Below are 22933 nucleotides of genomic sequence, written 5' to 3'. Positions count from 1 at the left end.
CGGGCAGCCGTGTCCAGACGCGGGACGATCTCCTTCAGGGGCCTTGGGTCAAGGCTCGACTTCCCCTCGGCCCACTGGAAGAAGATCTGGTCCACCAAATCCGCTGGAGCGGCTGAACCGGGAGACCAAACGCCGGGCCGACGTCGTCCAGGTCTTCCCCAACCCTGCAGCCCTCGACCGGCTGGTCGCCGCGGTCCTGGCCGAACTCCACGACGAGTGGCAGGTCTTCGACCGCCGCTACCTCTCCGAAGCCTCCATGGCCGAACTCCTCACGACGCAACCGGCCGTGGACGATCGCCAGCTTCCGCCACAGCAGAACCCGAATCAGCTCGACCAGTGACTACACCACTCGGCGGGACACCGTCGGAAGCAGACCCCGCCCGCGACGTTGACCCGGCAAAGGGGCCCTGGCCCTGCACCCACCCGCGGCCGCGTCATTCCTGCGTAACGCGGCGATCGTCTGACCGAAACTAATTTCCACATAATCACGATGTACGGAATGCCAGAACTATTGCGGCTACTTGCCCATACACCACTTCACCTGGCTTGGGGTGTCAATGGCTGACAGTACGCTCATAAGTCCGCAAAATCCGACAGTAATCGTCGGCCCGGTGACCGCGAAGCCCTACGCATGGCCGTACGACACATCCGTGCCCGCCGACCGAGTCGCCGTGCTCTGCATCGACTGGCAGACGGACTTCTGCGGACCCGGCGGCTACGTGGACACCATGGGATACGACATCTCGCTGACCCGCGCCGGGCTCCCGGCGACGCAGAAGCTGCTCGCCCACGCCCGCAGCACGGGCATGCTCGTGGTCCACACCCGTGAGGGGCACGCCCCCGATCTGGCGGACCTGCCGGCCAACAAACGCTGGCGATCCGCACAGATCGGCGCCGAGATCGGCGCCGCCGGACCGTGCGGCCGCATTCTGGTCCGGGGAGAACCCGGCTGGGAGATCGTGCCCGAAGTGGCCCCGCTTCCCGGTGAGGTGATCGTGGACAAACCGGGCAAGGGAGCGTTCTACGCCACCAACCTCGACCTCGTACTGCGCACCCGGGGCATCACACATCTGGTCCTCACCGGCATCACCACGGACGTGTGCGTCCACACCACCATGCGCGAGGCCAACGACCGCGGCTACGAATGTCTGATCCTCTCCGACTGCACCGGCGCGACGGACCCCTCGAACCATGAAGCCGCGCTGCACATGGTGACCATGCAGGGCGGCGTCTTCGGATGCGTCTCCACCGCCGACGACCTGATCACCGCCACGACTGAGGCCACCTCCTGAGACGACCCACCGGACGGACCCCTGCACCACTCGAACAGTCCTGCACATCCGGGCGCACGGTCCGAATCCGGCCAAGCCGACCGCGTCGACTCCCCTTCCCATCGACGAAAGCAGGAACCGCCATGGCAGTTGCGGAATCCCTCAGTGTCGAGGCCGCCCCGTACGCGTTCTCCTTCGACCCCGCCGAGACGGCACTCGTTCTCATCGACATGCAGCGGGACTTCCTCGAACCCGGCGGATTCGGCGAGAGCCTGGGCAATGACGTGGAACAACTGCGGAGGACCATCGCTCCGCTGCGGGCCGTACTCGACGCCTGCCGCGCCGCGGGCATGGCGGTCATACACACCCGCGAGGGACACCTGCCGGACCTGTCCGACTGTCCCCCCAGCAAGCTGCTGCGAGGAAACCCCAGCATGCGCATCGGCGACCCGGGCCCCAAGGGCCGGATACTCATCCGCGGTGAGGAGGGCCACGACATCATCGAGGAGCTCTACCCGGTGGCGGGTGAGCCGGTGATCGACAAGCCGGGCAAAGGCGCCTTCTACGCCACCGGGTTCAGTGAGCTGCTCACCTCCCGCGGCATCCGCCGTCTCGTAGTCACCGGCGTCACCACCGAAGTGTGTGTGCACACGACGGTCCGCGAAGCCAACGACCGTGGATACGAGTGCCTGGTGCTGTCGGACTGCGTCGGCAGTTACTTCCCCCAGTTCCAGCAGGCGGGCCTGGAGATGGTGGCCGCTCAGGGCGGCATCTTCGGCTGGACCGCGGAGTCGGCCGCGTTCCTGGCGGCACTGGCCACCACGTCGCCCGTCGGCCCCGACGCTCCGGAAACCGCCCGCGAACCGGCGCCGCAGCCGCGCTGACAGGGCCGCGGCGCCCGGTCGCCCCGCCCCGGCCGCCCCCACCGCACCGCCACATCGACGGTGCCCACTGTCCACCAGTGCCCCGTCACCCGGCGTACCCCGCGCCGGAATCCACCGCTCCACCCGACGAAGGGTGATCCCACCATGCTGTCACTCCGCCGCACCGCCCCCGCCGAGACCCGGCCCCTGCCCCTGTGGGTACGCGGCGACACCAACGCGTTCTTCGGACTTGCCGTCAACGTCCTGGTCAATGTACTGACGTTGACCGGGTTGTGCCTGGGCGTCGTCAAGATTCCGGACGACGACGTCTTCCACACCATCCTCCCGGCGCTGGGTATCGCCCTGATCGCGGGCAACATCTACTACGCCTACCTCGGCCGCCGACTCGCACGCCGGGAGGGCCGCCAGGACGTCACCGCGATGCCCTACGGGCCGAGCGTGCCGCACATGTTCATCGTCGTGTTCGTCATCATGCTGCCGATCTACCTCAAGACCAAGGACCCGCTGCTGGCGTGGAAGGCCGGTATCGCCTGGGCCTTCATCATCGGTGTCATCGTCCTCATCGGGGCCTTCGTGGGCCCGTACATACGCCGGTACGCACCCAGGGCCGCCCTGCTCGGCACCCTCGCCGGTATCTCCGTCTCCTTCATCTCCATGCGGCCCGCCGGCCAGATGTGGGACCACCTGTGGATCGCCCTGCCGGTCTTCCTGCTGCTCCTGATCGGCCTCATGACCGATCTGAAGCTGCCCGGCAACATCCCCATCGGACTCGCCGCACTCCTGGTGGGCACCGCGATCGGCTGGGCCGGCGGAGCGATGGACGGCTCCGCGGTCTCGGCGGCGGCCGACGACATCACCCTCGCCCTCCCCGGCCTCCACATCGACACGCTGTTCTCCGGTCTCTCGGACGTCGCACCGCTGCTCGCCACCGCCATCCCGCTGGGCGTCTACAACTTCACCGAGGGCATGAGCAACGTCGAGAGCGCCGCTGCCGCCGGTGACAACTACAACCTGCGTTCGGTACTGCTGGCCGACGGCGCGGGCGCCGTCATCGGCTCGGCGCTCGGCTCACCCTTCCCGCCCGCCGTGTACGTCGGTCACCCAGGGTGGAAGAAGGCCGGCGGGCGCACCGGCTACTCGCTGGCCACCGGCGCGGTCATCGCCCTGATGTGCTTCCTGGGCATGTTCAGCCTGTTGGGTGCGATCTTCCCGGTCGCCGCGATCGTGCCCATCCTGCTGTACATCGGCCTACTGATCGGCGCCCAGGCCTTCCAGCTGTCACCCAAGGCACACGCCGCGGCCGTCGTCGCCGCACTCGTGCCGAACCTGGCCTCCTGGGCCGTCGGGCAGATCGACAACGCCCTCGCGGCCGCCGGCACCGACGCGTCCAAGGTCGGGGAAGCGGGTCTGGAGTCGTCAGGTGTCGTCTACCACGGGCTGATGGTCCTCGGCCAGGGCGCGATCCTGGCGGGCCTGATCCTGGGCGCGCTCGTCGCGTTCGTCATCGACAAACGGTTCGTCCCGGCGGCAGCGGTGTCCCTGGCCGGAGCGGCGCTCTCCTTCATCGGGCTCATCCACGCCCCTAAGATCGACTGGAACGCCAGCGGGGGCGTCAGCCTCGGTTACCTCTTCGCCGCCGTCCTGTGCGCAGCCTTCGCCCTGACCCGGCCGACGCCCCGCGAGCCGGACGCCGAGGAACTGGCACTCGAGCGGCTGCACGGCGGCGGCTCCTTCGCGGGTGCGGCGCCAGAGCCGGCGCCGGAGGACGAGCGGGGACCTGACCCGGTCCCGGAACCCGCGCCGGCCGGCGTCGGCGTCCTGCCGGACGAGACCGCCGAGCCGCACAAATCGGCGGCCACCGACTGACGTGGCAGAGACAACTGACGACGATGAAGGCGCCTCCCGTGCGGCCGGGTGACCACCTGGCTGCACGGTCGCGCGAGGACGGATCGGAACCATGACGAACGGAGAGCGGATGGATGTGGACCTGCCACAGACGGTCGCCGAAGTGACGGCGGCCTTCGCCGGCTACGAGGAAGCCCTGGTCACCGACGACCACGAAGGCGTCACCGGGTACTTCTGGACCTCACCCGACACGGTCCGCTTCGGTATCGCCGACCGGCAGGCCGGGATCGAGGAAATCCGGGACTGGCGACGGCAACAACCGCCGTTTCCTCCGGGCAGAAAACTCTTCGACACCAGAATCAGCACGTTCGGGACCGACTACGCGGTGGTCACCACCCTGTTCGCCTACCCCGGGGGTAACGCCGTCGGCCGCCAGACGCAGTCGTGGACACGCTTCCCCGTGGGCTGGCGCATTGTCAGCGCCCATGTGTCGGAGGTGCCGGACGAGACCTCCCGGCCGGGCGCGTGAAGGGCCTTGGCTGCCCCGCCGACGAGACGGCCGGCTGATACCTCCCGGGGACGGTGATCGGATCGCCCCACTCCCAGTGCGACGGCGGATGTTCGCCGCAGACGACCACAGCCGGCTGCGCCAAACGTTGCCGGTGCTGCTGCAGCTCCGCAGACCCCTTCGACGAGCGGGTCGCGGCTTCGTGGAGGTGCACACCTCGAGCAAGGCCGTCGAGCCGGCCCGCACCGACCTGGAGCCTCCCGTGGCCGTCACTGCGGACGGACGCCGCCATGCCGGCACCGTACTCATGGGCGCCGGCGGCATCCGCTCGCGCACGTGACCTGATGAGCCTGCCCAACGCGCCGGTGTTCTCTGGCGAGTTGGCCCTCCGGACAGGTCCTCACGTCCACGCCCGACCGTTCCAGGTGGCCGGAGGGTCGGGGGGCGAGTGCGAAGCCGGCTGGCTCTGGGCGTCACCCCTCGTCGCGCAGCTGGGCCGCCAGCGACGTCAGCGGTCGGGCCTCCTCGGTGTGGCCCAGTGCCGTGAGGCGGGGCACTGCCTCGTTGAGCCGGGTGAGGGCCAGGGCGGGGCGTTTGAGGTAGATGCCCTCCACGACCGCTGCCAGACGGACGCTCTCCACCCACTCGTCGACCCGGTCCTTGTCCGGTCCCGGTTCGCCCAGCAGGGTGAGTGCCTTGTCCAGGGCGCCGAGGGCGGCCTCGTACGTGCCGGCGTAGGCGTTGACCCGTCCGTACTCATAGGCCAGGGCGCTGTCCAGTGAGCGGTTGTGCGACTCGTGCCCCGCGGCACGGGCCTGGTCGGCGACTCGGCCCGCGTCGGCGAGAACGCTGAGGGCGTCGGCGAGGCCTTCGGAACCCTGCTGCTGGGCGTGGAGCCGGGCGAGTTCGCGCAGACAGGAGCTGAGGTGCTCGTAGCGCGGCGCTCGGGCGTGGGCGGCGAGAGCCTGGTCCGCAGCCTGGCGGGCCCGTTCGAACTCGCCGGACTGCGCGAGGAGTACGGCCGTCTCCGCGGCGATGCCGACATGGCTCCCGAGGTCGTCGTCCCAGTCGGCCGACTCGGCCGCGAGGGCGGCGAACTCCGCCGTGGCGGCCTTGAGGTCGTCTCCCGCACGCAGTGCACGGGCGCGGGTCAGGCGCAGCTGGGCGACGAGCCGGTCGCTCAACTCTCCTGCGGTGACGTCGGGTTCGGCGAGGAGGGAATCGAGCAGCGCGATGCAGTCCTCGATCCGGCCCAGGTCGAGGCTGACCTGCGCGGCGTGGCTGTAGGTGCAGAACGCGTCGGTGCGGCTGCCGTGACGCAGTGCCAGTTCCGCGGAGCGCGTCAGGTGCCGCAACGCCTCGTCGCGGCGGCCCAGGTGCAAGCAGACCTCGGCCAGTTCAGAGTGCAGGCGAGCGGTGTCGACGGCGTCGGCGGGCCATTCGGCGGCGAGTTGCAGCGCCTCGGCCAGGTCCGCGTGCGCGGCCTCCGCGTTCTTCAGCGCGAACTGGATGCGGGCGCGGAGTCCGAGTGTGCGCGGCAGATGCCAGGCGGGGCCGTCCGCCCGGAGCCGGTCGCGGAGGGCATCGATCTCGGTGCCCGCGGCGGACAGGTCCCCAGAGAGGGCGTAGGTGCTGGTCCGCAGCAACCCGGCACCGGAGAGCTGCCCCGCGAAGTTGTGCCGCGCGGCGAGCTCGCTGAGCAGATCCACCTCGGCATGGACCGGCGCGGCGTGCTCCTCGTCGCGCGTCGTCTGGAACCGCAGACCGAGCACTGTCGCCCGCAGCCTGAGCAACTGGGCCTCCTGGTACGGGGCGAGGCCGGACGCCTCCTCGTGGAGGCGGACGATCGCGGCATAGGCGTTGCTCAGCGCGGTGGTTGTCGCCTCGGCCGCGTCGGAGCCGTCGGTGCTCTGCGGGCTGACCTGGGCACCGGCGAGCAGGGCACGCGCGCGGGCGAGCGCCGCGTGGCCGGGCTCCATGGCGTCGTCGTACAGAACCGCAGCCTCCTCGTGGAGGGCGGCGGCGACGGCGAACTCGTCTTTGTCGCCCGCCGAGTTCGCCTCATCGGCCAGCAGGTCGGCGCGCAGCCTTACGAGCGGTCCCACGGCCGGGTCGTCGGGGTGGACGTAGCCGGGGGCGGCGACGAGCACGCGCAGCCGTGCCCAGCAGGCCGTCGCGTCCGGATGCCCTTGTTCGTCCAACGCCCTTGCCCGAGTGATGAGTTCGGGCAGTTCCTCGGGGACGGACTGGGCCGTGCGGGCGGTGGCGGGTACGGCGGCCGGGGCTACGTCGTCCAGGGCGCGGGAGCGCAGGGTCAGTTCGAGCGCCTCCAGGAGCGGGCCACGGTCGAGGCGGGCCCGGCGCCGGTCGGAGTGCGCCGTAGTGCCGTTGCGGGCGTCGAAACGGGCCGCGAGGTCGTCGGCACGGCCTTGCACCTCGGCGCGCAGAGCGGCGACCGTCCAGGTACGACCCGGGTATCCGGCGGCGGGCAGCTCGCCGTGGCCGAGGGATTCGACGCGTCGGAGGAGGACTTCGACGCCGGTGAGGAAAGCGAGCAGGTCCTGGGGCGAGTCGACGTCGTCGAACAGGTTCCGGTTCTCCGCGAGGAGTTCCAGGCCGCGCGCCTCGTTGCCGGTGAGCGCACAGAACTCCAGGTGCCGGCCGACCTCGCCGGACATCGAGGGGTTACGACGGCAGGCGCGGTACCCGGTGAGGTGCAGTGCGCGGGCCTCGTCGGTGCGGCCGGTGCGCAGCAGGGGAAGCAGCGCGTGCGACACGGAGCGGGCGGGCTCCTCCTGGCAGGACTCCTTTCCGGCCAGGACGGGCTCCCAGGCGCGTAGTGCCCGTTCGTCGTCGTCAGCGGCGAGGTGGTGCAGAGCGCGTTCGCAGATCTCGCAGGCCTCGCAGTCGCTGAGCCTGGTGCGGGGCCGTCCCGCCCAGAGCTCGAAGGCGAGAGCGCTGTCCTCGCCCGTGTGAGCGGCCAGCCGGTAGGCCTGTCCGTAGTAGGGCTGGAGTTCCAGACCGGCCTTCTCGTACCGGTCGCGCATCTCGGTCAGCCATTGGCGCACGCTCGTCAGGGGCATCTCCGGCAGTGCCACGAGGGCGTTGGCCACCCACTTGAAGCGCCAGAACAGCGTGTGGCGCAGCCGTTCGTCGAAGATGTCGGGCTGTTCGTCGAAAAGGGCGAGCAGCCGGGCGAAGACGACGGGTGACTTCCGGGGTTCGGAACCGTAGGCGTACGCCTCCTGGAGCTCGAGGAGCGCGTTAACCAGCGGGACGGGCTCCGCGAGCTGCTCGGCGGCCTCGGTGAGTTCCTCGGCGGTGACGGTGCGGCTACGGCCGTAGGGGCGCCGGTTGTTCTCCTGGAGCGCCCGGAACAGTTCGTCCGTGTTCTGCGGGTGGGGTGCAGTGGGCATCGTCAGCTGTCCTTGCGGAGGGCGTGGGCGAGGAGGTTGAGGAAGGAGCGGTTGATCAAGCTCGACTCGGCGGGCCTGAGGGGTCGACGGGACAACATCGCGGCCTGCCCGTAGAGGGCTTCGGCGCTGGTGCGGGCCAGTTCGGGCTCGTCGATGCCGACGGCGGTACGGACCAGCGGGTTGAGCTGGTTGAGGATCAGCTGGGCCCGCGGGGCCTCCTGGCGCAGATGCCCGAGGATGTCGCCCCAGACGCCGCCCTGTTGTTCGCGGGCGAGTTGGGAGCGGGTGCGCTCGTGCCGGGCCTCGCGGCTGTCGAGGAGGAGTGCGGGGGCCGAGGCGGGCTGGAACGTGCGCAGCGCGACGTCGCAGTCGAAGACGGCGAGGGCGTCGCGAGCCTGGGCCAGATAGGCCGCGGCGGCGAGTTCCGTCTCCCGGTCGACGGGGTCGAGATGGGCGGTGAGCGTGGCCGGGTCGAGATCGGCGACGCTCACCTCGGGCCTGATCTCCGGGAGCCGGTGGACCAGTTGACGGTCGTAGGTGTAGCCGCCGTTGACGACTCCGAGCCCGGCGGCCGAGGCGATCGCGGCCACCTGCCGGAACTCCTCCACGCTGGAGGTGACGAGCACGGTGCGGTGGGTGCGCGCGAACTCGTCGAGGGTGGCGTGTCCGTCTGTGGTCTCGAACGGCAGCCACGGCAGGAGCATCCGCAGGATCTCGTCGTCGTGCACGGCGAGGGACTTCACGGCCAGGTGATGCGCCTGGAGGAAGCGGCCGAGGAGCTCCGGGTCGCTGGCGGCGGTCCGGGCGATCCACGCGCGCAGCCGTTCGGCGAGGGCGTCACGAACAGCGGCGAGGGTGTCGTCCTCGTACAGGGCCTCGCGGGACGCGGTCGGGCGCAGGCTTTCGGCGTCGACGACACAGCGGACGAAGAACGCCCACTCGGGCAGGATCTCATCGGCCTGCTCGGACAGCAGCATGCCCTTGACGTGCACGCGGTGGCCGTGGCGGCGGCCGGCCGGTACTGCTTCGGGGAGCACGCACGCGATGCCCTTCAGCCCCACGGCCGGCAGGTCCAGCTCGATGGTGTCCAGGGGTGTGAACCCGAAGGTCTCCTCGCCGTACGCGGCCAGCGCGCGGGTGCGCGCTCCGGGCGTCGGGTAGGTGCGCGCCCAGGGTGCGGGCTCGGGGTTGACGGTCGCGCCATCGCCGGTGCCCCCGTCGAAGGTGACAGGGTGGCGCAGCAAGGAGCCGAAGTGCCGGGCGAGCGCGTGCACTTGGGCCGGGCGGGTCCACTCGCTCGCGTCTGCGCGGGGAGTCAGGGTGACCGTGGTGCCGAGCCGTGGACGGGCGGATGCGGGCAGGGTGCGCACGGAGTAGCTGCCGTCGCCGCGTCCCCGCCACTCCACGGCCGGGGCACCGGGAGTGCGGGCGGAACGGCTGACGACATGGATCTCGTCGGCCACCAGGAAGCACGAGAGCAGCCCGATACCGAACTGGCCGATGAAGTCCGCGCGTTGCTCAGCGATCCGGTCGGCGCGCTTGCTGCTGCGGCCGATCGTCGCGAGGAAGCTGTGCACATCGGCCTCGGTGAGACCGACGCCGTCGTCCTCGACACGCACCACCGAACCGTCGGCGTACAGACGGATGCCGAACGGGGCGCCGGGGGCGGCCGGTTCGAGTGCGTGCCGCGCGGTCAGCGCGTCCACCGCGTTCTGGAGGAGCTCACGCAGATAGACGCGGGGGCTTGAGTAGAGGTGGTGGGAGAGGAGATCGACGAGACCGCGCAGATCCACCTGGAAGGTGCGGTCGGCGTCGGCCGGGCTCGAAGAGGCGTGGGGCAGAGTCATCGGGCAGTCCGGGGTGAGTGTTCGACGAGGGAGCGGTGCGGCGGGCCGGGTGCCGGGATCAGGCGTTGCGACGGGCGCGGGCGTACATCTTTTCCGGCTCCGACATGTACCTCCACGGCCAGGAGGTGTAGGCGCCCCGAAGTTCGCGGAAGACGCGCGGCAACGCGATGCGTTCGGAGGCCAGAGACAGGGCCATGCCGAAGGTGTTGAAGTCCTCCTGCCAGCCGGGGCGTCGTACGTAGGCGGGGTGGAGGATGCTGTGCTCGGCCGCTTCCAGCAACTCGTCCTGGGTCTCCGGGGTGATGAGCGAGTTCATCCGGTCGGACTCGACCCACTCCTCGATGTGTGCGACGGCAATAACACAGCCGAGGCGATGGCCCGCAGGCGCCCGCGCGAACGCCTTTCGGGCGAACGCCAGGGCCTCACCCGGCTCCCCGCTCCAGCGGGGCTGCAACTGCGACACCCTCTCGATGTGAGTCTCCAGGTCCAGCGGGTCGCGGCGCAGGGCGGCGTCCAGCCGGGTCTCGCAGACGACAGGGCCGAGCGACATACCGCGGCCGGAAGTCAGCAGGTGACGCCACGGCGTGACCCACTCCGGCCGCGACTCCGCGCACTCCAACAGCTGCTCCTCGGCTATGCGGAGCCGCTGGTAGAAGACCTGCCACTGCTCCCGGCTGACATTCGCCGCGTTGGCGCGAGTGCGCGCCTCCCAGCCCCAGGCGACGTGCCGCGCCCCGGAGATCAGCAAAGCCGTCGCCCGGTGTTCCTTGTCGTCCTCCACGGCCCGGCCGATCCAGTCCTGCACACCGTTCAACTCGGCCAGCTGGCCGAGTACTTGGTGGTCCCGGCCGAGATCGAAGGGGGCCAGTGCCGCCTTGACCGCCGCCCAGTCACCCGCGCCGGCCGCCTCCACCAGGGCGAGCACCCGCGCATCCCCGAGCGCACGCAGCTTGTACATCCGGTTCGTCAGCCCGCGCCGAGCGGGCAGCGCGTGCGGATCCGCTGCCGGTCTCGCCCCACGCCTACCGAACAGCTTGTCCAACATGCCGCACCCTCCCCAGGTCCCGCGTGATCGTTCGGTGCAGCATAAGTGCCCGCACCGACAGCGCTGCCACAGGGTTTTCACGGGTATGACCGGGGCCGACTTCTGCGCCCTGGATGGTGCTCGACGGCTGGAACACAGGAGAGGGGTGCTCAGGACCAGGGCACCGAAGCGGGCGCGTCCTTGATGAACGCCGCGGCGGTTCTGCGGTGCACCGGGAGGACGGGCCCGGTCCCGAACACCCGGCGGGCCAGGCTCGGCAGCATGAACCGTCCGAGCCGCTCGAAGGTCGTGAACCCGCCGGTACTGAAGGCAGGTGCCGATTTCACCCAACCGGTCAGTAGCTGCACCTCGGCGAACTCCGCGAGACGCCGGCCACTACTCCCGGGGGAGTAATCCGCACCCCCCGCCACCCCAGGCAGTACCCGCGGGCTCCCCCTCCCGTCCGACGTAACCCCCTCCCCGTGCCGGAAGGCTGACAGCTGAACAGCTGAAACGGTTTCGTCGTAGCGAGGGAGATCTGCTCATGACGGTCGGGAAGACAGCCACGCAGGGTGTGGGACGCAGGCGGGCCGTGCCCTGGGTGCTGCTCGGGCTATGGGTGGCCGTGCTCGTGCTGGTCGGCCCGTTCGCGGGGAAGCTCGCCGACGTGCAGCACGACCGGGCCATCGACTACCTGCCCTCCAGCGCCGACTCGACCCAAGTGGCCCGGATACAGGACGCGCTGCCCGGGGGCGAGAGCACCGAGATGGTGATCGTGTATCACCGGGGCGGCGGGCTGAGCGCGGGCGACCGGCGGGTGGCGGCCGGGCAGGTCGAGGAGATCGCCGCAGCGCATGAGCTGGTCGGCGGGGCGCCCAAGGGGATTGCGTCCGACGACGGTACGACCCTCATGTACCCCGTCGCCAGCAACGAGCCCGGGCGCGACGAGAAGCTGCGGGACGCGCTCGTCGAGGACGTCCGGGGCATCGCCCGCGGCCAGGACGGGCTGAGCGTCGAGGTGGGCGGCACCGCAGCGCTCGGCACCGACGCCGGGAAGGTCTACGACTCACTCGGCGGGCCACTGCTCTACACCACCGTCGCCGTCGTCGCCCTCCTGCTGATCCTTATCTACCGCAGTCCGGTGCTGTGGCTCGTGCCGCTCGTGGTCGCCGGCATCGCCGACCTCTTGTCGATGGGCGTCGCGTACGGGCTCAACCAGGCCTTCGGTACCACCGTCACGGGCCAGAGCGCCGCCGTGATGACGATCCTCGTGTTCGGCGCGGGCACCGACTACGCACTGCTCCTCGTCTCCCGCTACCGGGAGGAACTGCGGCGCATCGAGCGCCCGTACGAGGCCATGGTCGCCGCCCTGCGCGGCTGCGGGCCCGCCGTGCTCGCCTCCTCCGGCACCGTCGCCGCCGGCCTGCTGTGTCTGCTCGCCGCCGATCTCAACAGCAGCCGCGGCATGGGCCCGCTCGGCACGGTCGGTGTGCTGTGCGCGCTGATCGCGATGCTGACACTGCTCCCCGCCGTCCTCGTCCTGCTCGGGCGGCGGGTCTTCTGGCCGCTCGTACCGGCCTACGGCAGCGAACCCACACAGCGGCGGAGCCTCTTCGCCGCGATGGGCGACTCCGCCCGACGCAGGCCGCTGACCGTGCTCGCGACCGGAGCCGTCCTGCTCGGCGCACTCGCCCTGGGCACGCTCAACCTACCGGGAGCGGTCAAGCAGGAGGACTCCTTCGTCACCAAGCCGGAGGCCGTCACCGCCATGGAGACCCTCGCCCGGGCCTACCCCGGGCGCGGCACCCAGCCCATCGACGTGATCACCCCGGCGGCCCGCGTCGACCGGACCCTCGCGGCGATCCGGGCCACCCGGGGAGTCGAGAGCGCCGAGAAGGGCCGTACCGCAGACGGCTGGGCCGAGATCTCCGTCATCGCGAAGGACGCACCCCAGTCGGCGGGAGAGACCGCCACCATCAAGTCCCTCCGCAGCGAACTGAAGGGCTCCTACGTCGGCGGGGACAGCGCCGAGCAGATCGACCTGGAGGACACCAACAGCCGGGACACGAAGATCGTCGTACCCCTGGTCCTCGTCTCCGTGCTGCTCATCCTGTTCGTCCTGCTGCGCAGTCTTGTCGCGCCGCTCATCCTGGTGGCCGCCGTGGTCGCGGTCTGGGGCGCGGCCCTCGGGATCGCCGGGCTGGCCTTCGGACCGCTCCTCGGCCTCAAGGGAACCGATCCCGGGCTCGGGCTGCTGTCCTTCGTGTTCCTCGTCGCCCTCGGCGTCGACTACGGCATCTTCCTCATGCACCGGATGCGGGAGGAGTCCCTGGCCGGCGCGGAACCGGCCGCCGCCGCGCTCACCGCCCTGCGCAGCACAGGCGCCGTCATCGCCTCGGCCGGCCTGGTCCTCGCCGCGACCTTCGCCGTGCTGATGAACATGGGGCTCGTGCAACTCGTCGAACTCGGCTTCGTGATCGCCGTCGGCGTACTCCTCGACACCTTCCTCGTACGGACGTATTTGGTGACCAGTGCCAGCGTCGCCCTGCGCCGGAAGATGTGGTGGCCGGGCGGCCTCTCCCGCGAAGGCGCGCCCGGCGCCGCGCCGTCCGAACCGACCGAGCCGCCGCGGCAGGCGGAGCAGGTCGCCGCGCCCTGACCCGCCGGGCCCACCACAGCCGACCGGGCGCCTCTCCTGCCGTCTGCCGGAGGGGCGCCCCCATGACGGAAGATGGAGCCGTGCAAGATCGGGGAGCGGCCTCAGCCGCAGGGGATCTGAGAACCACCGTCGTGCGGGGTGACGCGCGGCCGCGCCGGTTCGAGCGCGTCATGGCGGTCGTCAACCGGGACCCGCTCACCGCGCCGCACCGCACCCGCAACGACGCGTTCCTCGCCGTCGGGGTCGCCGTGCTGGCCGTCATCTTGGCGTTGTTCCTCGACGACGGACTCCCGCCCGGTCCGCCCGGCTGGGCCCTGCTGGCCGGCGCCCATGTGCCGCTCGTGTGGCGGCGCAGCCGTCCGCTGCTCGTGCTGCTCGCGGTGGCGGCCTGCGTCACCGCGTACCACGTCCTCGACTACAACCACGGCGTACCCATCCCCGCGACCCTCCTGGCGCTCTACACGGTCGCGGCGACCGGCACGGTACGCCGCTCGCTGCTCACCGCTGTCCTCGTCCTCGGCCCGACGCTGATCATCAACAGCTTCACCAACCCTGACGGGGCACTGGAGCTCCTGCAGATCTCCGGCTGGGTCATCGCGGTCCTGTTCTTCGGCGTCGACGCCCGCCTCTACCGCCAGTACGTCGCCTCCATCGTCGAGCGGGCCGAACGGGCCGAACGGACCCGCGAGGAGGAGGCGCGGCGCCGGGTCGTCGAGGAGCGGCTGCGGATCGCCCGCGACCTGCACGACCTGCTCGCGCACAGCATCACCCTGATCGGTGTACGGACGTCCGTGGCGGCCCACGTCCTCACCGCGGATCCGGACCGGCTCGACCGCCAGGCGGTCGCCCAGGCGCTCGACGACATCGCGGAGACCTGCCGGACGGCCCGGGGCGAGTTGCGTACGACGCTGGAGGTGCTGCGGGAGAACGAGGTGAACGTGAGTGTCGGAGGGGAACGGGAGTGGGTGGCCGAACCCGGCTCCGGACCGGGTTCCGGTTCCGGAGCCGGCTCTGTGGACGGGCGCGGGCCGCTGCCCGGGCTCGACGGGCTGGGCGCGCTCGCGGAGGCGGCCAGGGCCGCCGGGGCCAAGGTCGAACTGTCCGTCCACGCGGACGGCGTACCGCCCTCGGTGGGCGCCGCCGCCTACCGGATCGTGCAGGAGGCGCTCACCAACGCCGTACGCCACGGGGGCCGCGACGACCTGACCGTCCGGGTGGGACTGCGGGCGGCGGAGGGGACCCTGCGGGTGACCGTCGCCGACAACGGGGCGGGGCACGGGACGCGCCACGGGGTGAGCAGCGCGGTGCGCAACGGGGTGGGGCACGGACAGGGAGCCGTCGGCGGCACGCCGGGGTTCGGGCTCGTCGGGATGCGTGAGCGGGCCCGTAGCGTGGGCGGCACACTGGACGCCGGACCGGGTCCGACCGTGGGCTTCGAAGTGACCGCAAAGCTGCCGCTGCCCCGGGAGGAACCCTCGTGACGGCCCCGATGCCGATCCGCGTACTGCTCGCCGACGACCAGACCCTCGTACGGGCCTCGTTCGCGATGCTCGTCGCGTCCGCCAAGGACATGGAGGTCGTCGCCGAGGCGGCCACCGGCCGGCAGGCCGTGGACCTCGCCCGTTCCGCGAGGCCCGACCTCGTCCTGATGGACATCCGCATGCCCGACCTGGACGGCATCGAGGCGACCCGGCTCATCGCCGCCGACGAGGACCTGGCGGGCGTGAAGGTACTCGTCCTGACGACATACGACACCGACGAGCACATCGTCGACGCGCTGCGGGCCGGGGCCTCCGGCTTCCTGGTGAAGGACATCCGGCCGGCCGAACTCCTCGACGCCATCCGGACCGTGGCCGCCGGGGACTCCCTGCTCTCGCCAGGACCCACCTCGCGGCTCATCGCCCGGTTCCTGCGCGCACCCGACACGCCGATGTCAGCGACAGGCGGCCCGGACGGGCTTTCCGAACGGGAGCGGCAGGTGCTCACCCTGGTCGCGCGCGGGTTCAACAACACCGAGATCGCCGAAACGCTGGGGCTCAGCCCGCTCACCGCGAAGACCCATGTCAGCCGGATCATGGGCAAGTTGGGGGCACGTGACCGGGCGCAGCTGGTGATAGTGGCGTATGAGTCGGGGCTCGTGATACCCGGGGCGGTCTGAGCACCGCCGCCAAGTCCCGTCCCTACGCGGAGGCTGCTCCTGACTTGCAACGATGGGACTTGTCTTTAGCCCGCCTGCAAGACGAAGAACAGGAAGCAAAGGAAGCGCGGCTCGACCGCGATGGCCTCGGGGAACAGCTCGCGGGCGGCTGGGTCAGGATCCGGCTCGCTGATGACCGTGATCCGGAAATCGGCCCTGATGAAAGCCTCGATCATCGCGTGCAGGGGCCTGTGCCATCTGCTCACCAGGGCGGTCTGACCGCCCACGGTCCACTCAACGGTCCATTTGATGGTGTCGAAGTAGTCGCACTCGGCCTCGCGACCGGCCTCGCGGTGTATGAGGTTGACGGCAAAGGGATGGTCGACAGACACGATCAGCCGACCACCGGGCCTGAGTACGCGTCGCAGCTCGGCCAGCGCCGGCCCCCAGTCCTCCAGGTAGTGCAGCACCAGGGACGCCACCACATCGTCGAACGTGTCATCAGCGTAAGGAAGCGGGCCACCCAGGTCCGCCACCCGCAGGTCCGCACCGTCGCCGAGCCGCCGCCGAGCCAGCTCCAGCATCCCGGCACTCGCATCGAAGCCACTCACCAGGGCGCCACGGTCGCGCAGCGCGGCAAACAGAAACCCCGAGCCGCAGCCCGCGTCGAGGATCCGCCGACCGGCCACGTCTCCAGCGAGGGCCAGCATCGCGGGCCGCTCGTAGTAGGCATTGACCAGGTTGGTTTCGTTTGCGGCCGTGTACGCCCCGGCGAAGCTGTCGTAGTCGTTGGTCTTCGACGGATCCACACTCACTGCGGACGGCGAGACCAGCCTGGTGGAAATCGCGTGCTCTTCGCGCTCGCTCGAGATCATGGTGCGGGAGACGTGCACTGCAGCGGTTCGGTTCCGGGCCGCTCCCGATCGTCCTCACATCCTTGAAGATCCAACGAGCCGTGTGTTCAAGCGTCATCTCATGTCAGCCTCAGGAACAGGCACGGAACGCCAGTACCACGCCCAGCCCCGGCGCCGTACCAGCCGTCGCACACCCCACCTCCGGGACCAAGTCGTCCACAGCGCCGGAGCGAACACCTCGCAGGCGGACCCCTCGCGACACCTGCCTTCGACTCCTGAAGGCACTTCTCGAGGTCCGCGAGTGGCGCCAGGGGACGTCCGCTCGACGACAGGCGCGGCTTCCCGACGCCGTACTCACAAAATCCCAGCTCAAGACGGCGAGAGTGCGCGGAGTCGGCCGCCGGAGAGCGCTCCACAACTCGGCGGCGCTTGGTTCGGACCTTTACCAGGCTCCATACGGCATGGCCAACAGGCCTGCTTTTCAACCCGTCGCGTTGAAGCCGTTGACGCATGAAGGGTCGCGCCGGACACTCCTGCATTGAACGGCGATCCCTGCCTGGCCCGCACCCAACTCAGGCCTACGGCAATCGACATGACGGATCGTCCGGAATCAGGAGGACAGCCAGGGACCGCAGATTCACGATCATCCTGAGAGCGCTCTCAGACCTGACCTGCTCTCCGGTCTCCACCAGGAGCCAGGCCCCTGCACTACTCCCCACCCGCCAGCTTGCCAGGGAGAACCCACGCGATGACGAACTCCCCACCACCTGCCGGTGCGCCCGCAGGCAGCCAGAGAACCGTCCCCCTCGTCCTGGGCAGCACTCTGCTGCTACTCATCGGCACACTCGTAGGCTTGATCGGCACCGGTGGCAGCGCCTCGGCGGCTGTCCCAGGCGCTCCCGCAGGCTGGACCACTGTCTTCTCCGACGACTTCAACGGATCGTCCGGCAGCGCGCTGAACCGGGCCGACTGGCTCTACGACCTGGGCACCAGCTACCCCGGAGGCGCCGCCAACTGGGGAACGGGCGAGATCGAGTCGGCCACCGACTCCACGAACAACGTGTACCAGGACGGGCAGGGACACCTGGTCATCCGGGCGCTCCGGGACGGCTCCGGCCACTGGACCTCGGGACGCATCGAGACGCAGCGCACCGACTTCGCCGCCCCTGCCGGCGGACAGCTCCAGATGAGCGCGTCCATCCTCCAGCCCAACCCGGCCAGTGGACTGGGCTATTGGCCCGCGTTCTGGGCGATGGGCGGCGCGGCCCGCCCGGTCGGCGCGACGAACTGGCCGAGCATCGGCGAGTTCGACATCATGGAGGACGTCAACGCGCTGAGCAAACACTCCACCACCTTCCACTGCGGGGTGTGGGCGGGCGAGTGCCACGACCCCGACGGCATCACCAGTGATCTTCAACCGTGCGCGGGCTGCCAGACCGGCTACCACACGTACTCCGCGATCATCGACCGCACGAACACCGCCGCGGAGCAGCTCCGCTTCTACCTCGACGGCAATCTGACCTTCACCGTCAACGAGAACCAGGTCTCGGTCGCCACCTGGCAGGCCGCCGTCGACCACGGGTTCATGGCCATCTTCGACCTGGCGATCGCCGGTTCGTACCCCGACAAAGTCTGCGGCTGCAGCTCGGCCGCCCAGGCGGGCAGCATCACATCAGGTGCCGCCATGAGCGTCGACTGGTTCGCGGTCTACCAGCAGGGCGCCAGTGGCAGTACCACCGGCGGTACGACGACCGGCGGCACCACGGGTGGCAGTACGACCGGCGGGAGCACCGGTGGGAGCACGACGACACCGGACTACACCGCCGGCGTGACGCGCCTGAGCAGCAGTCAGGCGCAGATCACGTTCGTTCCGACCACACCCGCGGCGTACGTCGATGTGCACTACCTCATCAACAACGCCGGCCAGCAGAACTTCCGTATGGCCAACAGCGGCGGCACCTGGACGCAGAACGTCACGCTCACCGCCGGATCCACCCTGACCTACTGGTTCACCTACGAGAAGAACGGCCCCCAGTACGACAGTCCGCACTACACCTACACCCAGTGAGCCCCCTGGGCCGGTCCCGCGGGACCGGCCCAGGTACCACGGCCGCGCAACGGCCTTACCCGGAAGGAAAGTCGTCAGTAGCGGTCGCAGGTCTCGCGGACGTAGCCGTCGTGGCCGGCCGGGGTGACGTCGAGGTCCCGCCGTACGATGCTGATCCGGTCGCCCCAGCCCGCGCAGGCCTTCTCCATGCCCTTCTCGGTGTACTCGACGACGATGACGTGGTCGCCGAACGCGTCGACGTAGGAGCCGCATTCGTCGTACTGTCCGCACTCCTCCACCACCGCGAAGTCGAGGCCGACCCGCTTGCGGTCCTTGGCGAGTTCGAGGGTGTTCTTCTGGGCGACGGCGAGGTGCCGGGCGTGCGCGTGACGGGCGAGCAGGGTCTGGAACGCCTCGGCGTCGGCCGCGGTGAGCAGTCCGTGCGGGGCGCGGGTGTAGCTGTCGTAGTTGTCCGGCTCGACGGCGTCGAATCCCTTGTCGGCGCACGCGTCGATCCAGTCGTCCACCTTCTCCGCGATCCGCGCGCGCTTGGCCGGGGTGCCGATGTCGAGCATCGCCTCGCCCCAGTCCTTGTCCATGACGACCTTTCCGGAGCGGTCCCGCAGCAGGAGGTCGGCATCCCAGTCCCCCTCGGCGTCCGGCTGGGCCTGGAACGCGTTGACGTAGCAGATGTTGTAGATGCCCGGGGCGGGCGAGGCCGTGTGGTCGCGGGAGACGACGGAGACGCCCTTCGGCGGGGTGTACGCGCCGCCGAGTTGGTAGTCGACGCCTGCGTGGACGGGCGGTGTGGACATCTTCGCCGTCGGGGTGCTCGGGGAGCTGTCGGCGTCGGCGGCGGAGCCGGAGCAACTGACGGCGGCGAGGGCCGTCGCGGCGAGGACGGCGGAGAGGGGCATGGTGACGCGGCGGGAGCCGGCCCGGGACTTGCGCATGACGGTCTGCCTCTGGATGCGAGAGCATGCCCCGCCTCGGACTCGCTGGATCCTGGCGACTGGGGCCGGGCTGACGGCTCGAAGGCCTGTGACCGGCTGGGAATGCCGTGGTTGTGCGGACCGTGGGGGTGTCGGGTGGTCCGGTGCCGTGACGATACCAAGGCGGCCGCGACCGATTGTGCCGGCCCCGGACCTGGTCGGCGGGTGTCCGGGATCGGCAAGGGGACGCGGTCGGGCGTACGCGTCGTCGGCGTCCGTGCGGTGCGCGCGACAGGGCGAGCAGGAAGGCCGTACTGCCCGACGGAGCCTCGGTGACGGTGAGGGCGCCGCCGTGGTTGCGTACGACGTCCCCTGCGACGGCCAGACCTGGACCGGCCCGGCCGTCGTCGCCCGTACGGGCCAGGGTCGCGGTGATCGCGGTGACGGTGTGCCGCCGACCGTTGTCCCGGAACTCGCCGAGAACGCGGGCCAATTGGCCGCAGCTGCCCATGCGATGCCGTGGCGCACCCGCACCCGGAGGGCGGGCATCGGTGCTGCCACACCCGCCTCCGTCCGGAGTTGCAGGCCGCGTGCACCGCTTCAGAGCGGGCCGAGGACCCGCTGAGGGGACACTCAGTCGGTCGCGGCGTACGTCCAGAAGTCACGCATCCACGTGGGGAAGGCGGGACCGGACAGGCCGCAGGGGGTGAAGAGGACGCTGACCGTGTCGGTCGACGGGTCGATGTGTGCGGCGGTGCCGGTGCCGCCCACCCAGCCGTAGCGACCGGGGGTGTTCCACGGCTCCGCGGAGGTGACGTCGACCGAGCCGCCGTAGCCCCATCCCTGGCCCTGGAGGAAGAGGTCGCCCTCGGCGCGCTGGTCCGCGGTGAGGTGATCCGTCGTCATGAGGCGTACGGACTCCGGGGAGAGGACCGTGCCGCCGCCGGCCAGCAGCATGCGGCCGAAGGCGTGCCAGTCCGCGACGGTGGACACCAGGCCTCCCGCGCCCGAGGCGAAGGCGGGCGGGGTGGACCAGGCTCCGTCGGCTGCGTCGGCGAAGGTGTGGGTGCCGTCAGGGGCTGTCAGGTAGTAGGGGGTGAGGCGGTCGCGTTCCGGTGCCGGTACGGCGAAGGCCGTGTCCTTCATCCCGAGCGGCGCGAGGATCCGCTCGGCCAGGAACTCCGGCAGTCCACGTCCCGCGGCCCGTGCCACCAGCACGCCTTGCAGGTCGGAGCTGGCGTTGTACAGGAACGCCTCTCCGGGCTGCCGCAGCAGGGGGATGTCGGCGAGCGCGGCGACCCACTCGTCCGGGGTCAGCGGCGACCGAGGACCTCCGTTGTACACGGCCACGTCCGCGAACAGGGGCTGAAGGGCGGGGGTGGTGAAGTCGGCCCCGAAGCCCCATCCCGAGCGCGACGACAGGACGTCTTCGACGGTGATGGGACGGGCGACCGGCACCACGTCGTCCAGTTCGCTCGCGGGAGTGCGGACGACCTTCGGGGACGCCAGTTCCGGCAGCCAGCGCGCGATCGGCGCGTCCAGGGTGAGTACGCCGTCGTCGACGAGCGCCAGCACCGCGGCGGCGGTGATGGGCTTGGTGACCGAGGAGAGCCGGAACAGGGTGTCGGACCGCATCGGCGCCGAGCCCCCGGGCTCCGTCGCTCCCACGGCCGCGACCTCCACCTCGCCGGAGCGGTCCACCAGCGCGACCGCTCCGGGGAAGGCTCCCTCGGCGACGTACTTCTCCAGCAGTGCGGTCAGATCGGTCATCAGGTTCTGCCCCTCGTGTCACGGCCGACGGCGGATATGTCTCTAGGACCCTCCGCCGGCCCGGAACTCATCGGTGCAGAACCTCACGCCTCCTCAGCGTGCGTGGGTCGAGGTGCTGCGGTAGTCGGTGTACGTGTAGGGGTTGTCGAGGACCTTGGTCTCGGGGACGTCCGGGTTCATGCCCTCCGCCCAGGCCTCCTCACCCATGGTCGACCGCAGATGGTCCACGGTCTCCTCGACGGTGCGTCGCACCGCGGCCAGGTCGGTGTCGAGGAGACGGTGCTCGTGCTTGACCACCCGGCCGTCGACGACGACGGTGTGGACGTCGCCGCGCTGGGCCTGGAAGGCCACATGGCCGTAGGGGTTGAGCAGCGGGAAGGAGACCGGTGAGTGGTCGTTCTTCAGCAGGACGAGGTCGGCCTTCTTGCCCTCCTCGATGCTGCCCAGATCGCTTTCGCGGCCAAGTGCCCTGGCGCCCCCGCGCGTTGCCCACTCCACCACCTGGTCGGCGCGCAGCGCGCTGTGGGTGACGGTCTCGCCCCGGGCGTGGGCCTCCAGGTGCTCGCGGGCGCGGTCGGCGCCGAGGGTGGTGCGCATGGCGGAGAAGAGGTCGCCGCTCCACCACACGCTCGTGTCCATCGAGAGGGAGACGGGGATGTCGTGGGAGCGGACGGCCCAGGTCGTGGGATAGCCCTGGCCGGCGCTCTGCTCGCTCTCCGTGGACACCGAGACCGAGCCGCCCGTGGCCGCGATGCGGTGGTAGGAGTCGGCCGACAGGGTGGAGGCGTGGACGTAGACCGTCTCGGGGGTCATGAACCCGTGCTCGTGCATGAGCCGGATGCCGTCGTCGCCTGTGGCGCCCCAGACTCCGGCGTGGGTGGTGACAGCGACGCCCAGATCGCGGGCGACCTCGAAGGCGGGCTTCTCGGGGAAGGCGGGATCGCCGGTGACGTCGAAGGCGATCTGGAAGCCGAGCATGTCGTCGCCGGTGATGCGGCGGCGCACGAAGTCCCGGAACTGCGGCGTGCCGGTCCATTCCGCGGGAGCCTGCTGGATGTTGCCGTAGGCGAGGACGAACCGGCCGGGCACGGCCCGCAGCGCGTCCACCGCCGCGTCCGCGTGGTCGACGCTCTGCAGCCCGTGCGACCAGTCGACGACCGTGGTCACCCCGGCGTCCAGCGCCTCGACGGCGGCCAGGAGGTTGCCGGCGTGCACGTCCTCGGGCCGGAAGGCGGTGCCGTGTTCGAGGTAGTACCAGACGAAGTACTGGGTCAGGGTCCAGTCGGCGCCGTAGCCGCGCATCGCCGTCTGCCACATGTGCCGGTGCGTGTCGATCATGCCGGGCATCACGATGCCGTCGGACGCGTCGATCTCCGCGGTCCCCTCCGGCACGGCGAGCCGCGGGCCGACCGCGGTGATCCGGTCGCCCGTCACGAGCACGTCCGTGTCGCTCAGCACCCGCCGTGCGCGGTCCATGGACAGGACGGTGCCGCCGCGCAGGACGACGGGTCGCCCCGCCTGGAAGGGGGTGGACTGGCTCATCACTGACTCTCCCACTCGACATCGGACGACTGTCCGTATGGCGGCTCTCGGTTGGTGACCGATCGTCGTCAGGGTGCTGTCCGGTGTCAATACTCCGTGGTTTCCGAATTCCGCCCGGTAATGTCCTCAGCCGTCCGCTCTGCGGTCGCCCCCGAGTCGCCGCGCCCGAGTCATCGCGACGGAGGCCTGTTCTGCTG

General features: G+C 70.5%; 17 protein-coding genes and 1 pseudogene. 10 read left to right on the top strand and 8 right to left on the bottom strand.

Features of this window, described 5'->3' with window-relative positions:
* Window positions 1–60: 60 nt before the first annotated feature.
* The 6 genes and pseudogenes from SSP08S_RS59690 to SSP08S_RS61935 form a co-directional block, all read left to right on the top strand.
* Window positions 61–340 (top strand): annotated as a pseudogene (locus SSP08S_RS59690) (transposase); the annotation flags it as partial.
* Window positions 341–611: 271 nt separating this feature from the next.
* Window positions 612–1292 (top strand): biuret amidohydrolase, encoded by a 681-nt coding sequence (gene biuH / locus SSP08S_RS33280; RefSeq protein ID WP_019071992.1) that lies wholly within the window; start codon window positions 612–614, stop codon window positions 1290–1292.
* A gap of 122 nt (window positions 1293–1414) precedes the next feature.
* A complete protein-coding gene (locus SSP08S_RS33275) occupies window positions 1415–2155 on the top strand; it encodes a cysteine hydrolase family protein (protein WP_019071991.1) in 741 nt (246 codons plus the stop codon).
* Window positions 2156–2299: 144 nt separating this feature from the next.
* A complete protein-coding gene (locus SSP08S_RS33270; RefSeq protein WP_019071990.1) occupies window positions 2300–4021 on the top strand; it encodes a hypothetical protein in 1722 nt (573 codons plus the stop codon).
* A 91-nt stretch (window positions 4022–4112) separates the two neighbouring features.
* Entirely contained in the window at window positions 4113–4529 is a 417-nt protein-coding gene (locus SSP08S_RS33265) for an AtzH-like domain-containing protein (protein WP_218006678.1), read from the top strand.
* 181 nt (window positions 4530–4710) lie between these two features.
* On the top strand, window positions 4711–4848 hold the full coding sequence (locus tag SSP08S_RS61935; RefSeq protein WP_158697237.1) for a hypothetical protein: 138 nt from the start codon (window positions 4711–4713) through the stop codon (window positions 4846–4848).
* Between the two features lie 133 nt (window positions 4849–4981).
* Here SSP08S_RS61935 and SSP08S_RS33255 read toward each other — a convergent pair whose 3' ends face one another.
* The 4 genes from SSP08S_RS33255 to SSP08S_RS33240 form a co-directional block, all read right to left on the bottom strand.
* Entirely contained in the window at window positions 4982–7924 is a 2943-nt protein-coding gene (locus SSP08S_RS33255; protein WP_019071987.1) for a tetratricopeptide repeat protein, read from the bottom strand.
* Between the two features lie 2 nt (window positions 7925–7926).
* Window positions 7927–9771, bottom strand: coding sequence for an HSP90 family protein (locus SSP08S_RS33250; RefSeq protein ID WP_019071986.1), 1845 nt, complete (start codon window positions 9769–9771; stop codon window positions 7927–7929).
* A 58-nt stretch (window positions 9772–9829) separates the two neighbouring features.
* A complete protein-coding gene (locus SSP08S_RS33245; protein WP_026179046.1) occupies window positions 9830–10816 on the bottom strand; it encodes a hypothetical protein in 987 nt (328 codons plus the stop codon).
* 149 nt (window positions 10817–10965) lie between these two features.
* Complete coding sequence (locus tag SSP08S_RS33240) at window positions 10966–11142, bottom strand: hypothetical protein (RefSeq protein ID WP_158697236.1); 177 nt, start codon at window positions 11140–11142, stop codon at window positions 10966–10968.
* A gap of 197 nt (window positions 11143–11339) precedes the next feature.
* Between SSP08S_RS33240 and SSP08S_RS33235 the strand changes: the two genes are divergently transcribed.
* The 3 genes from SSP08S_RS33235 (at window position 11340) to SSP08S_RS33225 (ending at window position 15612) form a co-directional block, all read left to right on the top strand.
* Entirely contained in the window at window positions 11340–13454 is a 2115-nt protein-coding gene (locus SSP08S_RS33235; RefSeq protein WP_019071983.1) for an MMPL family transporter, read from the top strand.
* Window positions 13455–13516: 62 nt separating this feature from the next.
* On the top strand, window positions 13517–14935 hold the full coding sequence (locus SSP08S_RS33230; RefSeq protein ID WP_051106033.1) for a sensor histidine kinase: 1419 nt from the start codon (window positions 13517–13519) through the stop codon (window positions 14933–14935).
* Between the two features lie 8 nt (window positions 14936–14943).
* Window positions 14944–15612 carry a response regulator gene (locus tag SSP08S_RS33225; RefSeq protein ID WP_026179044.1) on the top strand — a complete coding sequence of 223 codons (669 nt, stop codon included), beginning with the start codon at window positions 14944–14946 and terminating at the stop codon, window positions 15610–15612.
* Window positions 15613–15677: 65 nt separating this feature from the next.
* Here SSP08S_RS33225 and SSP08S_RS33220 read toward each other — a convergent pair whose 3' ends face one another.
* Window positions 15678–16466, bottom strand: coding sequence for a class I SAM-dependent methyltransferase (locus tag SSP08S_RS33220; protein WP_026179043.1), 789 nt, complete (start codon window positions 16464–16466; stop codon window positions 15678–15680).
* An 832-nt stretch (window positions 16467–17298) separates the two neighbouring features.
* Here SSP08S_RS33220 and SSP08S_RS61930 point away from each other — a divergent pair.
* Window positions 17299–18513 (top strand): glycoside hydrolase family 16 protein, encoded by a 1215-nt coding sequence (locus SSP08S_RS61930; RefSeq protein WP_158697235.1) that lies wholly within the window; start codon window positions 17299–17301, stop codon window positions 18511–18513.
* 74 nt (window positions 18514–18587) lie between these two features.
* Here SSP08S_RS61930 and SSP08S_RS33210 read toward each other — a convergent pair whose 3' ends face one another.
* From SSP08S_RS33210 to SSP08S_RS33200, 3 genes are all read right to left on the bottom strand, one after another.
* On the bottom strand, window positions 18588–19445 hold the full coding sequence (locus SSP08S_RS33210) for an endo alpha-1,4 polygalactosaminidase (RefSeq protein WP_019071978.1): 858 nt from the start codon (window positions 19443–19445) through the stop codon (window positions 18588–18590).
* Window positions 19446–20057: 612 nt separating this feature from the next.
* Entirely contained in the window at window positions 20058–21194 is a 1137-nt protein-coding gene (locus SSP08S_RS33205; protein ID WP_019071977.1) for a serine hydrolase domain-containing protein, read from the bottom strand.
* A 93-nt stretch (window positions 21195–21287) separates the two neighbouring features.
* The gene (locus tag SSP08S_RS33200) at window positions 21288–22736 is read right to left on the bottom strand and encodes an amidohydrolase family protein (protein WP_019071976.1); all 1449 of its coding nucleotides are present in this window, start codon (window positions 22734–22736) and stop codon (window positions 21288–21290) included.
* Window positions 22737–22933 lie beyond the last annotated feature (197 nt).

The organism is Streptomyces hokutonensis (assembly GCF_000376565.1).
GTDB lineage: Bacteria > Actinomycetota > Actinomycetes > Streptomycetales > Streptomycetaceae > Streptomyces > Streptomyces hokutonensis.
Note: the sequence above shows the minus strand (reverse complement) of the source record. Positions and strands in the feature narration are given on the sequence as shown.

Coding starts and splice junctions, on each gene's coding strand:
- SSP08S_RS33275 (WP_019071991.1), top strand. CDS start 1,415: ATGGCAGTTGCGGAATCCCTCAGTGTCGAGGCCGCCCCGTACGCGTTC.
- SSP08S_RS33270 (WP_019071990.1), top strand. CDS start 2,300: ATGCTGTCACTCCGCCGCACCGCCCCCGCCGAGACCCGGCCCCTGCCC.
- SSP08S_RS33265 (WP_218006678.1), top strand. CDS start 4,113: ATGACGAACGGAGAGCGGATGGATGTGGACCTGCCACAGACGGTCGCC.
- SSP08S_RS33255 (WP_019071987.1), bottom strand. CDS start 7,924: ATGCCCACTGCACCCCACCCGCAGAACACGGACGAACTGTTCCGGGCG.
- SSP08S_RS33250 (WP_019071986.1), bottom strand. CDS start 9,771: ATGACTCTGCCCCACGCCTCTTCGAGCCCGGCCGACGCCGACCGCACC.
- SSP08S_RS33245 (WP_026179046.1), bottom strand. CDS start 10,816: ATGTTGGACAAGCTGTTCGGTAGGCGTGGGGCGAGACCGGCAGCGGAT.
- SSP08S_RS33235 (WP_019071983.1), top strand. CDS start 11,340: ATGACGGTCGGGAAGACAGCCACGCAGGGTGTGGGACGCAGGCGGGCC.
- SSP08S_RS33230 (WP_051106033.1), top strand. CDS start 13,517: ATGACGGAAGATGGAGCCGTGCAAGATCGGGGAGCGGCCTCAGCCGCA.
- SSP08S_RS33225 (WP_026179044.1), top strand. CDS start 14,944: ATGCCGATCCGCGTACTGCTCGCCGACGACCAGACCCTCGTACGGGCC.
- SSP08S_RS33220 (WP_026179043.1), bottom strand. CDS start 16,466: ATGATCTCGAGCGAGCGCGAAGAGCACGCGATTTCCACCAGGCTGGTC.
- SSP08S_RS33210 (WP_019071978.1), bottom strand. CDS start 19,445: ATGCGCAAGTCCCGGGCCGGCTCCCGCCGCGTCACCATGCCCCTCTCC.
- SSP08S_RS33205 (WP_019071977.1), bottom strand. CDS start 21,194: ATGACCGATCTGACCGCACTGCTGGAGAAGTACGTCGCCGAGGGAGCC.
- SSP08S_RS33200 (WP_019071976.1), bottom strand. CDS start 22,736: ATGAGCCAGTCCACCCCCTTCCAGGCGGGGCGACCCGTCGTCCTGCGC.